11 protein-coding genes are annotated in these 13,975 nt (G+C 57.7%); 3 read left to right on the forward strand and 8 right to left on the reverse strand.

Annotated features, from left to right (window positions below; genetic code table 11):
• Positions 1 to 241: 241 nt before the first annotated feature.
• Entirely contained in the window at positions 242 to 1,474 is a 1,233-nt protein-coding gene (locus C5523_RS18660) for an MFS transporter (RefSeq protein WP_108701752.1), read from the reverse strand.
• Positions 1,475 to 1,753: 279 nt separating this feature from the next.
• Between C5523_RS18660 and ybjG the strand changes: the two genes are divergently transcribed.
• Positions 1,754 to 2,362 (forward strand): undecaprenyl-diphosphate phosphatase, encoded by a 609-nt coding sequence (gene ybjG, locus C5523_RS18665; RefSeq protein WP_108701753.1) that lies wholly within the window; start codon positions 1,754 to 1,756, stop codon positions 2,360 to 2,362.
• Positions 2,363 to 2,427: 65 nt separating this feature from the next.
• Positions 2,428 to 3,186: a DNA-binding transcriptional repressor DeoR gene (deoR, locus tag C5523_RS18670; RefSeq protein WP_108701754.1), complete on the forward strand. Its 759-nt coding sequence runs from the start codon at positions 2,428 to 2,430 to the stop codon at positions 3,184 to 3,186.
• Between the two features lie 30 nt (positions 3,187 to 3,216).
• Here the strand turns inward: deoR and dacC are convergent, their stop codons facing one another.
• Positions 3,217 to 4,416 (reverse strand): serine-type D-Ala-D-Ala carboxypeptidase, encoded by a 1,200-nt coding sequence (gene dacC, locus C5523_RS18675; protein WP_039078756.1) that lies wholly within the window; start codon positions 4,414 to 4,416, stop codon positions 3,217 to 3,219.
• Positions 4,417 to 4,645: 229 nt separating this feature from the next.
• Here dacC and C5523_RS18680 point away from each other — a divergent pair, with 229 nt between their 5' ends.
• On the forward strand, positions 4,646 to 5,272 hold the full coding sequence (locus tag C5523_RS18680; protein ID WP_039078475.1) for a glutathione S-transferase family protein: 627 nt from the start codon (positions 4,646 to 4,648) through the stop codon (positions 5,270 to 5,272).
• 20 nt (positions 5,273 to 5,292) lie between these two features.
• Here the strand turns inward: C5523_RS18680 and C5523_RS18685 are convergent, their stop codons facing one another.
• The 6 genes from C5523_RS18685 to C5523_RS18710 form a co-directional block, all read right to left on the reverse strand.
• On the reverse strand, positions 5,293 to 6,408 hold the full coding sequence (locus tag C5523_RS18685) for a PQQ-dependent sugar dehydrogenase (protein ID WP_108701755.1): 1,116 nt from the start codon (positions 6,406 to 6,408) through the stop codon (positions 5,293 to 5,295).
• 108 nt (positions 6,409 to 6,516) lie between these two features.
• Positions 6,517 to 6,900 carry a biofilm formation regulator BssR gene (locus tag C5523_RS18690; protein ID WP_039077160.1) on the reverse strand — a complete coding sequence of 128 codons (384 nt, stop codon included), beginning with the start codon at positions 6,898 to 6,900 and terminating at the stop codon, positions 6,517 to 6,519.
• A 124-nt stretch (positions 6,901 to 7,024) separates the two neighbouring features.
• Positions 7,025 to 8,824, reverse strand: coding sequence for an allophanate hydrolase (gene atzF / locus C5523_RS18695; RefSeq protein WP_108701756.1), 1,800 nt, complete (start codon positions 8,822 to 8,824; stop codon positions 7,025 to 7,027).
• The gene (gene uca, locus C5523_RS18700) at positions 8,821 to 12,423 is read right to left on the reverse strand and encodes an urea carboxylase (RefSeq protein WP_108701757.1); all 3,603 of its coding nucleotides are present in this window, start codon (positions 12,421 to 12,423) and stop codon (positions 8,821 to 8,823) included. The genes atzF and uca overlap by 4 nt, the downstream gene beginning before the upstream one ends.
• A 177-nt stretch (positions 12,424 to 12,600) precedes the next feature.
• Positions 12,601 to 13,233, reverse strand: a complete 633-nt coding sequence (locus C5523_RS18705; protein WP_108701758.1) for an urea amidolyase associated protein UAAP2 — start codon at positions 13,231 to 13,233, stop codon at positions 12,601 to 12,603.
• Between the two features lie 11 nt (positions 13,234 to 13,244).
• On the reverse strand, positions 13,245 to 13,973 hold the full coding sequence (locus tag C5523_RS18710; protein ID WP_108701759.1) for an urea amidolyase associated protein UAAP1: 729 nt from the start codon (positions 13,971 to 13,973) through the stop codon (positions 13,245 to 13,247).
• Between the last annotated feature and the right edge of the window lie 2 nt (positions 13,974 to 13,975).

Genomic DNA, 13,975 nt, shown 5'->3' on the forward strand with positions numbered 1-13,975 from the left:
CCTAACGTTTTTCTGAATAGTTTGCGAACAGGCAGGTGCGTCGTGCTCCGCAATATCGCCATCAAAGATACGCGTTTTCAGTAAAGGTGACACGCCGGAAGTGATAACAGATATGTCGATATAATCACAGGCAGAATAACGAGTGGCGCAGGCTTGCGCGATACCCGCTGCCCGCAGGCTAACGCGGGTAACGAAAGCGCATCATTGCCGAATGATGCTCTCCCCTCACCCGCCGGAAGCCTTAGCTTTCGAGCGAGTTCCCGACGCTTTTATCACGCAGGAAAATCACCATCAGCCCCAGCCAGAACAGGCCGTTGAGCAAATTAAAGAGGCTGAACAGGCCGTTGCCGCCGACCAGATACGCATGTTTACTGACTTCGATACCGACGGTGAAAATCAGCATTTGCAGCATGCCCATCGCCGCCGAAACCGCGCCTTTACTGACATCACTGGCAAACAGCGTCAGGCGCACCAGCCCGGCGTTAGCCAGACCAATACCAAACGCGTACAGGCTCAAACCTGCCGTCATCCAGAGATATGCATGCGAAGAGGCTACCGTTGCAATGGCCGCAAGGATAAGCCCGGCAGCAATCGGCCAGCCGCCAAGAATAATCAGCGACCGCACGGTACGCCGCGAAGTCAGCCGCGCCAGCAAAAGGTTGCCGACAATCAGCGCGCCAAAAATCGGCACCTGCAATAACCCATATTCATAACTGCTGAGCTGTTCGCCACTGATAATAATAATCGGTGACTGGGCAATCCAGGCCAGCAGCGGCAGGCTGACAAAGCCGGTTGCCAGCGCCCCGGCGACGAAGCGAACGTTTTTCATCACCAGCGCATAGTCGTGCCACAGGGCTTTTAACGAAAGCGGTTCACCCAGCCGGGTGGCGGTTTCTGGCATCGCCCGTTGCAGCCCGACAAACGCCACCGCCGCCAGCACGGCAAACAGTACAAACATCCCCTGCCAGGGCGCGGCATGAACCCAGGCTGCACCCACCAGCGGGCCGAGCAGCGGTGCGATAAGCGCCACGTTGGCCATCAGCGCGGTTATCTTAATGCACACCGCCTCTTCAAAAGATTCCTGAATGGCCGCATAGCCGACCGCGCCAATAAAGCACAGGCTGATCCCCTGCAAAAAGCGCAGCAGGGTGAACTGTTCAATGGTTTGCGCCAGCAGCGTGGCAAGACAGGTCACTACGAACCACACCACGCCGGTCAGCATAACCGGTCGACGGCCAATACGGTCCGACAGCGGCCCCAGCAGCCATTGTAAAAACATGCCGCCCGCAAGGTAGGCGGTCATTGATGTCGGCACCCACTCAATCCCTGCCTGATATTGCTCGACCACGGCCAGCATACCGGGCTGAATCATATCGTTGGCGATATAGGTTGAGAATTCGTACAGGACCAGGCAAAGGGGAAATAACAGTGCCTGCCGTCCCAGGCGGCGACCAGTAAGTGTAGGGTTTTGCATGCCATCTCTTTTACGTGAAAAATCGCGCAGAGTGTAATCAAAGCAGTCGGTCGACGATAGCGAATTATGCCAGTCGCACCGTGGAAAGCACTTTTTTCAACCTTAAGGTTTACTTAATCATCCCTGCGTACCGTGTCACATCAATGCAATAATCGGCTTAAGAATCGTCTAACTCTCCGTGAAATAAGCGGAAACGACTTTACCGTTTATCGCGCCGCTTTTAAGGTGAGCGCTGTCATCAAACATTCACATCAGCCAGAGCCCGGAGTCATAAAGAGCATGTTGGAAAATCTGAATTACACGCTGTTCGCGATGATCAACGCCACACCGGATTCCCCCGCATGGATGATTGCCGCCGCACGGTTTATCGCCAACGATGTAATTAGCATCGTGCCGCTACTTGCCGTAGCACTATGGCTCTGGGGGCCGCGTAAACAGCTTAGCGCACAGCGCCAGTTAGTCATTAAAGTCACCATGGCGATGGCGATCAGCATGAGTCTTTCGCTGGTGTTGGGGCATCTGTTCCCTCATAACCGCCCGTTTGTCGATCATGTCGGTTACAACTTTCTGCCCCATTCGCCGGATTACTCGTTCCCGAGCGATCACGGTACGGTGATTTTTACGTTTGCCATTGCCTTCATTGCCTGGCATCGGGCCTGGTCCGGCGCGGTACTGATGCTGGTTGCGCTGGCGATTGCCTGGTCTCGCGTGTACGTGGGGGTACACTGGCCGCTCGATATGGTGGGCGGTCTGTTTGTTGGTCTGTGCGGTTGTCTGAGCGCGCAGATACTGTGGCAGATCTTCGGTCCGGCGCTGCACCGCACGCTACAGCATATTTACCGCCTCTGTTTTGCCTTTCCGATTCGCCGGGGCTGGGTACGTGACTAAGCCCGGCGGCAAAGGTAAGATGAACGCCCTGCTAAACGCGGGGCTTTCTTTTATTCAGGGGTATTATGGAAACAAGACGTGACGAACGGATAAGCCAGTTACTGTCGGCGCTCAAGCGCAGCGATAAGCTGCATCTGAAAGAGGCCGCTGCCCTTCTGGGTGTTTCAGAAATGACGATTCGCCGCGATCTCAGCGCCAACAGCGCGCCGGTTGTGCTACTGGGCGGCTATATCGTGCTTGAGCCGCGCACCGCCAGCCATTATCTGCTAAGCGATCAGAAAACCCGTCTGGTCGATGAAAAGCGCCGCGCGGCACAATTAGCCGCGCAACTGGTGCAGCCACACCAAATGGTGTTTTTTGACTGCGGCACCACCACCCCCTGGATTATCGAAGCCATTCCGGCCGACCTGCCATTCACCGGGGTGTGCTACTCCCTGAATACGTTCCTTGCCCTCCAGGAAAAGCCGCTGTGCCGTGCCATCCTGAGCGGCGGCGAATTTCATGCCAGTAATGCCATTTTTCAGCCGCTCAATTTCAAAGAGACACTGAGCTATCTGCGCCCGGATATGGCCTTTTATTCTGCCGCCGGGGTTCACATTGAGCAGGGGGTTACCTGCTTTAATCTGGAAGAGTTACCGCTAAAACACTGGGCGATGGCGAGCGCGCAATTTCATGTCCTGGTAGTTGATCACAGTAAGTTCGGCAAAGTGCGTCCGGCGTGCATGGGAGATTTGAGCCATTTTGACGCTATCGTCAGCGACTGTCGCCCGGACGAAGCGCTGGTTGAGTTCGCCAAAGCCGAGCAGATCAAACTGGTATTCTGACCGTGCCCCACGGGGCACGGCGTGCCGTTATCAGGCGAACCAGCCAAACCACTGGTGGAATTTCATCAGCACAAAATCCCACATCCGGCCAAAGAATCCGGCCTCTTCAACTGCTTCCATCACAATCAGCGGGCGCTTCTCAATGGTCTGTCCGTTAAGCTGAAAATCAATAGTGCCGACAACCTGCCCCTGTTTAAGCGGTGCGGTAAGCTGCGGTTCGGTTAAGGTATAAGAGGCTTTCAGGTTTTTCAGTTGCCCTTTCGGGATGGTGACCGAACCGGCCTCCCCCGCGCCCAGTTTTGCCTCGCTTTGCGCGCCAAACCAGACGCGTTGATTTACAAAGGTGGCGTCTGGCTTGATAGGCGTGACCGTTTCGAAGAAGCGGAAGCCCCAGGTCAACAGCTTTTCCGACTCGTTAAAACGGATGCGGTCGGTTTTCGCCCCCAGCACCACAGAAATCAGGCGCATGTCACCCATTGTTGCCGACGCCACCAGGTTGTACCCAGCGCCATCCGTTGTCCCGGTTTTCATCCCGTCAACGTTCATGCTGGTACTCCACAGCAGACGGTTGCGGTTCGGCTGACGAATTTTGTTGAAGGTGAACTCTTTCTCTTTGTGGATAGCGTACTCGTCCGGCACATCGTGAATCAGCGCCTTACCGAGCAACGCCATATCGCGGGCGGTACTAAACTGCCCCGGCGCGTCCAGCCCGTGGACGGTCTTGAAGGTGGTGTTGGTCAGGCCGAGCTTTTGCGAGTAGCTGTTCATCAGGCTGACGAAAGAATCCTGGCTGCCCGCCACGAAATCGGCAATGGCGATGCTGGCGTCATTGCCAGACTGAATAATGACCCCTTTGTTGAGGTCAGCCACCGAGACCTGATCGCCCGGCTTGAGGAACATCAGTGAAGAGCCCCGTAACGCCGGGTTTCCGGTAGCCCAGGCATCTTTACCTACCGTCACGATGTCGGTCAGGTGAATCTTCCCTGCCTTCAACGCCTGGCCGACAACGTAGCTGGTCATCAATTTGGTGAGGCTGGCAGGGTCCAGTTTCTCATCGGCATTCCCTTCTGCCAGCACCTTACCGCTGGCGTAATCCATGAGGATCCATGCGCGGGCATCAACAGGCGGAGCCTCCGGCGCTTGTTCCACTGCATACAGAGAAGGTGAAAAGAGAACGATCAATGCGGCTCCCGCCGCCAGGCCGCGTGGAAATAAAGAAAAATGCGTCATATAGGCCACCCAGGTATCCATTCTGAAATCAACGTCGCACCACCGTGCAGCAACAAGCCGTGAGTAATAGCGCATAACAAGCGTGAATAAAAGCACTGGAAAGTAAAGTTTATGCAATAACATATTGTTGTGCTCTGGCGCGTGGATAATTTTGTAAATCGTTGCCAGAACGTTAACTTTATCTCAACATGGAAGGCCTCAGACTGGGTGGTAAACACAAGGGGGTAACATGATTACGCTATGGGGCAGGAATAACTCCTCCAACGTCAAAAAAGTGCGCTGGATACTTGAAGAGCTTGAACTGCCGTACGAACACATTCTCGCGGGCGGCGCGTTTGGCCTGAACCGCGAAGCCGAATTTCTGGCAATGAATCCCAACGGTCTGGTGCCATTGCTGCGCGATGACGAAACTGACGTTGTGCTGTGGGAATCCAATACCATTGTTCGCTACCTGGCCGCGCAGTATGGTCAACGCCGCCTGTGGAACGATGAACCCGCGGTGCGCGCACAGGGGGAAAAGTGGATGGACTGGGCGCTGTCCACGCTGGCGCCGAAACACGGTATTTTGCTGGTGGGGCTGGTGCGCACCCCCGTCGAAAAACGCGACAATGCGGCTATTGAAGCGGGTATCAATGCCTGTGAAGCGCTCTTTGCCCTGCTTGACGACGCCCTGGCCCAACAGCCGTGGCTCTCCGGCGCGGAGTTCGGCCCCGGTGATATTGCCGTCGCGCCCTTTATCTACAACCTCTACAACATCGGGCTAAGCTGGACGCCACGCCCACATCTTGAACGCTGGTACCAGACGCTGACGCAGCGCCCGGCGTTTCGTGACGTGGTGATGATTCCGGTAACCTGATAAGCCTGCCCGGTGCCCCCTTACCGCGCCGGGCTGACTTTTAGCAGTTCACCGTCTGACGCATCGGTCAGCACATACAGATAACCATCCGGCCCGACGCGGACATCGCGAATGCGCGCCTTGCGGTCTTTAAGGATGCGTCCGTCTTCGGTCACGGTGTTGCCGCTTACGCTCATCACAATGACATCTTCATCTTTCAGCGCACCGATAAAGAGTTTATTTTTCCACTCGGGGAAGACATCGGAGTTATAGAACGCCATGCCGCTGATAGCCGGCGATTTTTTCCAGTAGAAAATGGGCTGTTCGGTCCCCTCGACCCTCCCCCCTTTCGCCTCGGGAATGGGTAATCCGCTGTAATTTATCCCCCAGGTCGCCAGCGGCCAGCCGTAATTTTTTCCTTTCCCGGCAATATTGATTTCATCACCGCCGCGCGGACCATGCTCATGCATCCACAGGGTGTGACTCCACGGATTCATCGCCATCCCCTGTGGGTTACGAAGCCCGTATGCCCAGATTTCCGACCGTGCTCCGGCTTTCCCAACGAAGGGGTTATCCGGCGGGACTTTACCCTGGTCGGTCAGACGAACCAGTTTGCCCTGTAATTTGTCGAGGTCTTGTGCAGTGGGGCGTTGGTTATTTTCCCCCAGCGCAATCCACAGGTAGCCTTTACCGTCAAACACCATGCGTCCGCCAAAGTGATTGCCGGTCGACAATTTGGGCTGCTGGCGAAAAACCACCTGGAAAGCCTCAAGGTGTTTTGCATCATCACTAAGGCGGCCATACCCCACGACTGTGCCTGCTTTGCCGTCCTGCCCGGCTTCGGCGTAGCTCAGCCAGACCCGTCGCGACTTAGCAAAGTCCGGGGCCAGCACCACATCCAACAGACCTCCCTGCCCGTTAGCCCAAACCTTCGGAATGCCGGTTATCGGGTCAGAAAGGCCGTTCCCCGGCTGCCATTGTCGCAACTGACCGCCGCGCATCGTTATCAGCATGCCCTGATCGCCTGGCAAAAAAGCCAGAGACCAGGGGTGATCGAGTTTGGTTTGTAACACCTCAACCTTCACGGGCGCGGGGGCTGCGATGACAGAGGCTGAAAGGAATATCGCAGGAATAATAAACGCGGCGGAACGATGCATGACCCACTCCTTTATTCATGGTTTGCATAAAGGTTAGCCAGCACGGCAAGGCGAAAGGGGATTTTTACAAAAGCTTAAAAAGAAAGGGGGGAGTGGCCTCCCCCGCGTTTAGATTTCGGCAAGCGATACATGTTCGGAAAGATACTTGATACTGAAATTCAGCACGTTAAAGGCTCTTTCCAGTTTTTCGACGTTCACCGCTATATAGGTTGGGCAATCCTGGCGCCCGCTTAACAGGCACACCGCCACAGAGGAGATAGCCTCCTCCGCGCGATATAGCGCCCCTCGGGTATCGGCATCCTGCAATGTGTTCAGTTGCACACCGTTATCGCGTATTTCCCTGGCAAGATCGAAGAAGTGCTCGCGTAATTGATCGTTTTCGCTGACTGACATATACCCTTTCGCTTTTCGCATCTGGATATAGGTCGCAAGATCAGCTCTGGCATCGACCAGTTTGTCCAACAGACATTGTGTAAGTTCGTCAACGGTCATACGTTCCCCCCCTTGTCAGCCATCAGGCACAACTTATAGTATGGCTATTTTTTGAGCGAAAGCATGCGCAACTTCAATTATTAAACGCAGACGAAACTTCTTTACACTTTAGGGCTGCTTAACATTATCCCCGACTGGCAAGCCACGCGCGCCAGCCGCCATATTCTGTGATGTCCGTTGCGCCCTCTAATCCATTATTTTCACAAATGAATCCGGTCAGCCACTGCCCCTCTTCGAGCTCCACTTTGCCTAACCCGAGCGGTGCCGGGATCCCCGCCAGAAATGATCCCAATTCACTGGACGGCAACGCCCACACCTCAACGGCAATGGCCCTGCCGCCTTCGCTAACGCGAACCATCCCCGGACGCTTGCCATCCGCCAGCGCATACAGGCGGTAAGCAGGTGCACTTAGCGTCGCCTCCACCAGATGTCCCTGACGCTGGCGCAACTGATAATTGAGCGCCAGACCGTCAAGATGTGCACCGCAGACCACCACGTTTACCCGATCATTTACCGCAGCATGCGTGGGGGCATCAGCCTCGATGGTCGTGCCCCCAGGCAGGCTCAGCGGATTCACACGCTGCAAGGCATCCGCCACGCTCAGCAGATACTGATCGGTAAAGGCGCGGCCAAACAGGGTCACGCCCGAGGGGAGTCCATTGGACATAAACCCGACCGGAACCGCGACGGCCGCGTAATCGAGCAGGTTCATGAAATTGGTGTAGTACCCGAGATCAGAATTGCGCTTCACCGGTTCATCGCGCAGTTCAGCCAGCGTTACCGGACGCGGGTAGGTCGGCGTCAGTACGCAATCCAGCGCATCGAGCAAGGCATCGCATTGCCGTTTATAGCTCTGCAACCGATAAAGACCGTCAAACGCGCTAACCGCATCGGTGGTCGGGGCTTTTTGCAGAACATCGCGGATAACCGGCAGCACCGCATCCGGCTGCTGCTCAATCAAATGGCCTGCCACATGGTAGCGCTCCGCCACCCAGGGCCCTTCATAAAGCAGTTTTGCCGCCGCCAGAAACGGTGTGAAATCAAGCGCGACCGGTATTCCCCCCAGCGCCTCCAGTTGCGCTTTGGCGTGATAAAAGAGCGCTTCACTCTCGGCACAGCCCAGGAACTCCAGCTTATCCGGCACGCCAAAACGGAACCCGGCCTGCGGCACGCCAAACGCCTGTTTGCTGTTCCACAGCGGATTGCAACGGCTGTAGTCGTCATCCGGGTCCTGGATTGCGGTCAGCGCCAGCAGGGTACTGGCCTCGGCTGCCGTGGCGGTAAAGAAGGTGACGCAATCCAGGGTTCGGCACGCTGGCACGACGCCCGCCGTTGAAATCAGCCCTTTGGTGGCTTTCAGCCCCACCAGATTGTTCAGCGACGCGGGGACGCGCCCGCTGCCGGCGGTGTCGGTGCCTAATGAAAAACTGGCGACGCCCAGCGCCACCGCCAGCGATGACCCGGCGCTGGAGCCACCCGACGGATACTCAGGATGAACGCTGTTGCGACAGGCGCCATAAGGCGAACGAGTGCCGTTCAGTCCGGTGGCAAACTGATCGAGGTTGGTTTTACCCAACGGAATCGCCCCCAGGGCAATCAACTGGCGCACCAGGGTGGCATCCTGCCCGGCCATATAAGCAAATGCCGGGCAGGCCGCGGTGGTGGGAACGCCTGCGAGATCGATATTGTCTTTGATGGCGAACGGAATGCCGTACAGCGGCAGATCCTCCGGCTGATGTTGCTCCAGCACCGACAGATACGGTTCCAGTTCAGCTTCATTCAGAATATGAATGAACAGATGAAATTCCGGGTTGAGCGCCATCGCCCGCTCGCGCAATTGCATGATAAGCGCACGCGGCGTTATCTCACCGCTGCGGTAGCGTTTCGCCAGTGTATCGAGGCGCAAATCAAAGGTCTGTGTCATTGTGCTTTCTCCATCACCACTACGCATTGCCCGGCGCGCACGGAGCTTCCCGGCTGCACCCGAACCTGACTGACCACGCCGTCATGCGGCGCAGTTAACGGAATTTCCATCTTCATCGACTCCAGCACCACCAGCGTCTGGCCCTCTTTCACCACGGAGCCCACTTCCACATTGACCTGCCAGAGGTTGCCGGAAACCGGGCTGTCGACGCCGCTTTCCCCGGCCCTGAGCGGGGCATCGTTCCCCTCGTCGGCAATCACATCGCTGCTGTCGAAATGGGCCTGGCCGCTGGCAATCCAGCGATCGCGCTCAGCGGCAAACGCCTGCTGTTGATGGGTGCGGTTCGCCGCAATGCTCTGCGCTTCATCGGCCAGGAACTGTTGATATTCCGCCAGGCGCAGAGTGGTCTGTTCGATGCGCAGCGGGTAGCGGCCAAGCGGGAAGTCCCGACGGATGGTGAGCAGTTCATCGGCAGAGACCGGGTAAAAGCGAATCTGATCGAAAAAGCGCAGCAGCCACGGCTTACCGCCAAAATCAGCGACCGCACGATAGCGATTCCACATTTGCAGGGTGCGGCCCACAAACTGATATCCCCCCGGCCCTTCCATGCCATACACACAGAGGTATGCGCCGCCAATGCCGACGGAGTTTTCCGCCGTCCAGGTACGCGCCGGGTTGTATTTGGTGGTCACCAGACGGTGACGCGGGTCGAGTGGTGTCGCCACCGGCGCGCCAAGGTAAACATCTCCCAGCCCCATCACCAGATAACGGGCATCAAAGACGGTTTTGTAGACCTCGTCGATATTTTCCAGATCGTTAATCCGGCGGATAAATTCGAGATTACTCGGGCACCATGGCGCGTCGCGGCGCACGGTGGTCATGTATTTTTCAATCGCCTTCTGACAGGCCGGGTCATCCCAGGAGAGCGGCAGCCAGACCACTCGCGACGGCACATCCAGATCTTCGCGCTGGCACACATCGGCCCATAGATCGTGAATAATCGCCAGCAAACGGCTCAGCGCCAGGGTTTCCGGCTGATAATGCACCTGCAATGAACGGATCCCCGGCGTCAGATCGATAACCCCCTCCAGCGCGCGGGATTCCAGCGCCTGCATTAGGGCGTGACCGCGAAAACGCAGCACCAGGTCGAGTTCCGGTTCGCCTATTTCCAGCAGCAGATGGGTATCGCCTGAAAGACGCGCCACCAGCCGCTTATCCGCTTCCCCGGTCTCCAGCACCACCGGGGAAGCCAGCGCGGCAGGATGCCAGTTGACGGCGACAGGTTGCAGTGTTTCCACTTCCTGGCGGCTGGCCTGTGCCAGCCGACGCGCCGTTGCCACGTCCACCGGGACAAAACGCACCTTGTCCCCCGCTTTCAGTTGCCCAAGCTGGTGCAAATCCGCTTCGATAACCGTCACCGGGCAGACAAAACCGCCGAGGCTTGGGCCATCCGGGCCGAGGATAACCGGCATATCCCCGGTGAAATCCACCGCGCCAATGGCATACGGGTTGTCATGAATATTGGACGGGTGCAGCCCCGCCTCGCCGCCGCTCTCGCGCACCCACTCCGGCTTCGGCCCAATCAGGCGGATCCCGGTTCGGCTTGAGTTGAAGTGCACTTCCCAGTCGGTGGCAAAAAAGGTGTTGATATACGCGCCGGTGAAATATTCCGGTGCCCCATGCGGCCCATAGATCACGCGCAGTTCACGCACGGCAGGCAGTGTGGTCTGCAACGCCTGCGCGAGCACAACACCGCTTGCGCGGTTCGTCAGCGGGTTGAGATGCAGCACATCGCCGGTACGCAGCGCGCGCCCGGCGTGACCGCCAAACTGCCCGAGGGTAAAGGTGCTTTTGCTGCCAAGATAATCCGGCACATTAATGCCACCGCGCAGGCAAAGATAGCTGCGCACCCCGGCACCGCTCACCTCCCCCAGACGCAGGGTGCTACCCGCGGAAATCGTAAACACGGTATGCATCGCAAGCGCTGTACCGTCGAGCGTGACCCCGATACTCGCCCCGGTCACTACCGCCACGGCGTCGGTATTAAATTTCAGCGTCGGACCGCTGAGCGTGATTTCCAGCGCAGCATCGGTTGCCGCATTCCCCAATAACGCATTGCCCAGACGCAGCGCGCGATCATCCATCGGGCCGGACGGCGGCACACCCACCGCCCAGTAGCCCTGGCGGCCAGGGTAATCCTGCACCGTGGTTTGAGTTCCGGCGCTCACCACCTCAAGGGTAGTGGCCTGGTAGCGCAACCCTTCCAGGCAGCGCGTCCAGGGCTCGCCCTCCGCAAACGGGGCAAAGGCTAAAATCTGGCGCAGGTACTGGCGGTTGGTCTCTACGCCATACAGACGGGTTTCGCCCAGCGCGGCATCCAGGCAGGCAATCGCCTGCGCACGCGTGGGCTGCCAGGTGATGATTTTCGCCAGCATCGGATCAAAAAATGGCGGCACTTCGCAGCCCGCTTCCACCCAAGTGTCAATGCGCAGCGTGCGGCGATCGTCGGCCGGAAACGCCACGTCGGTCAGTAGCCCCGGCGACGGCTGGAACTGGCGGCCCGGATCTTCGGCATAAACGCGCGCCTGCACGGCATGTCCCTGCGGCGTGAGCCCTGCAACCAGCTCGGTCAGCGGCGGCAGATCGCCAGCGGCCAGTTCAATCATCCAGCGCACCAGATCTACGCCCCAGACCTGCTCGGTAACACCATGCTCCACCTGCAAACGGGTGTTCACTTCCAGGAAGTAAAAGCGTTTTGCGTCACTGTCATAGACAAATTCAACGGTCCCGGCGCTGCGGTAATTCACCGCTTTACCCAGTTTGATGGCCGCTGAGCACAGCGCCGCTTCCATGCCATCCGGCAGGTTCGGCGCGGGGGTCTCTTCCAGCACTTTCTGGTTACGGCGTTGTACCGAGCAGTCGCGCACGCCAAGGGAAACCACCTCACCCTTACCGTCGCCAAAAATTTGCACTTCCAGATGACGCGCGCGCTCGATGTACTTCTCAATAAACACACCCGCGTCACTAAAGTTGTTTTTGCCCAGCCGCACTACCGCGTCAAAGGCATCGGCCAGTTCATCGGCGCTATAGCACACCCGCATCCCGATACCGCCGCCGCCCGCGGTGCTTTTCAGCATCACCGGGAACCCCACCTGCGCGGCAGCGTGCTGCGCTTCATCGAGGTTTGCCAGCAGCTCTGTGCCTTCCAGCATCGGTACGCCATGCAATTTGGCCAGCGCGCGGGCCGTATGTTTTAAGCCAAAGACCCGCAGTTGTTCCGGCGTCGGGCCCACAAATGCTATTCCTGCGGCTTCGCAGGCTTCGGCAAAGGCGGCGTTCTCAGAAAGAAAACCGTAGCCGGGATGAATCGCCTGTGCGCCGCTCTGGCGGGCCGCATCAATAATTTTTTCGCTGACCAGATAGGTCTGTGCCGCCGGGCCGTCGCCCAGGCTAATGGCTTCATCGGCATCACGAATATGCAGACTGCTGGCGTCGGCCTCAGACCAGACGGCAACGCCGGTGACATTGAGTGTGCGCAAGGTGCGCAGGATACGGCAGGCGATCGCGCCACGGTTAGCGATAAGGAGTTTCGTAAACATAGTCAGGACTCAATCGTGGCGGGTCGTCCCGCCGAAATTCGGCTCGCCTTATGGCCGTCCATAAGGGGCTGGTCGTTTACGGACGCGGTGGTGTCTGGCGCGTCTGACTGAGCGGTAAACGGTTCGCACGCACGTCAAACAGGCGGTAAATAAAAAGGCGCAGACGCGCACCCCGGCTCAGTTCCATACCAGCACCTCCGCCGGGGTCGGGTTCCAGCCATTGCACGGGTTGTTCAACTGTGGGCAGTTGGAGATGAGCACGATGACGTTGCATTCGGCACGCAGTTCAACGTATTTGCCAGGCGCTGAGATGCCATCTTCGAAGGTCAGTCCGCCCTCCGGGGTCACCGGAACGTTCATAAAGAAGTTGATGTTGGCGCCAATGTCGCGCTTATGCAGACGTCCATCGTGCAGGCAGGCGCAGAGGAAGTTATCGCGGCAGCTATGCATATGGCGTTTATCCAGCGCATAACGCACGGTGTTGCTCTCCTGGGCGCACGCGCCGCCGAGAGTGTCATGGCGGCCACAGGTATCGGCGACAATGGTCAGCAACGGGTTACCCATATTGGACCACAGCACGCTGCCGGTGGTCAGATACGCATTGCCCTGGCGGCGCAACGTGCGCTGCGGATCGTAGCGTTCCCGGGGGTTGTCGGCGTTATAAAACAGCGTATCCACGGCCTGGTTCCCTTCAAGGTCGAGCAAACGCAGGGTCTGGCCCTTTTTCACTTCAAACAGGTACGGCTCCCCTGCCGGGATCACATGGCGAAAAACGGCCTCGTCGGGGTGCTTCTGGCTGGTGACATTCATCATGCGGCTCCTTACAGGGCAAATAAACGGGTGTTGGTGAAGGCACGCGTGTTTTCCGGGCGCGTCATCAAAGCCTCAATGGCGGCGTTTTCGTCTGCCGCCTGTCGCCAGGCCAGTTGTACCGGGCGCGGCGCATAATCTGCGGCGGGGTCCATCGGGTGTTGCAGCGCAGTGAGCACCACCAGCACATCCATTGGCGCAAACAGTTCAACGTAGCTGCCAGCCTTCGACGCACCGCTGTGGAAGGTAAAAGCGCCGTGCTCATCCACCGTGACTTTGCTAAAGAAGTTCACCACCATCAGCAGGTCTTCAAGGTTCAAATCCCATTTGCCCATCTCAACGAGCAGGTTGTCGGTGCCGTTGCGGAAAAAACCGTTACGCAAATCCTGATAACGCCCCTGACCATATTTCTCCTTCACTTCTGCGGCATTCAGCACGCCGCCAAACGGGTCATGCCAGCCGCAGGTATCCGCGATAATCCCCGCCAGCACACGCCCCATATCGGAGTAAAAACAGTGGCCTGCCGTCAGGCGCGCGGTGTGCTGGCCTTTTAAGGTATCGGGCAGGTTCAGACGTTCGCTCTTTTCATGCGGGTTAAGCATCATCAGGCTGACGTTTGCCCCACCTTCGGTGTCGGTCATGCGCAGGATCTGCCCGCGCTTGAGAATAAAGGAGAGACTGCCGCCGCCTGGCAGCGTCTCTTCACGCAGAACAGATGTTTCTTTATCTAATAAAGTCATTA

The organism is Phytobacter sp. SCO41 (assembly GCF_003073275.1).
GTDB classification, from domain to species: Bacteria; Pseudomonadota; Gammaproteobacteria; order Enterobacterales; family Enterobacteriaceae; genus Phytobacter; species Phytobacter diazotrophicus.

Excerpts from the sequence above, each read along its gene's own strand:
- C5523_RS18685 (WP_108701755.1), bottom strand. The coding sequence starts at position 6,408 with ATGCATCGTTCCGCCGCGTTTATTATTCCTGCGATATTCCTTTCAGCC.
- ybjG (WP_108701753.1), top strand. The coding sequence starts at position 1,754 with ATGTTGGAAAATCTGAATTACACGCTGTTCGCGATGATCAACGCCACA.
- C5523_RS18660 (WP_108701752.1), bottom strand. The coding sequence starts at position 1,474 with ATGCAAAACCCTACACTTACTGGTCGCCGCCTGGGACGGCAGGCACTG.
- atzF (WP_108701756.1), bottom strand. The coding sequence starts at position 8,824 with ATGACACAGACCTTTGATTTGCGCCTCGATACACTGGCGAAACGCTAC.
- C5523_RS18680 (WP_039078475.1), top strand. The coding sequence starts at position 4,646 with ATGATTACGCTATGGGGCAGGAATAACTCCTCCAACGTCAAAAAAGTG.
- dacC (WP_039078756.1), bottom strand. The coding sequence starts at position 4,416 with ATGACGCATTTTTCTTTATTTCCACGCGGCCTGGCGGCGGGAGCCGCA.
- C5523_RS18705 (WP_108701758.1), bottom strand. The coding sequence starts at position 13,233 with ATGAATGTCACCAGCCAGAAGCACCCCGACGAGGCCGTTTTTCGCCAT.
- C5523_RS18710 (WP_108701759.1), bottom strand. The coding sequence starts at position 13,973 with ATGACTTTATTAGATAAAGAAACATCTGTTCTGCGTGAAGAGACGCTG.
- deoR (WP_108701754.1), top strand. The coding sequence starts at position 2,428 with ATGGAAACAAGACGTGACGAACGGATAAGCCAGTTACTGTCGGCGCTC.
- uca (WP_108701757.1), bottom strand. The coding sequence starts at position 12,423 with ATGTTTACGAAACTCCTTATCGCTAACCGTGGCGCGATCGCCTGCCGT.
- C5523_RS18690 (WP_039077160.1), bottom strand. The coding sequence starts at position 6,900 with ATGACCGTTGACGAACTTACACAATGTCTGTTGGACAAACTGGTCGAT.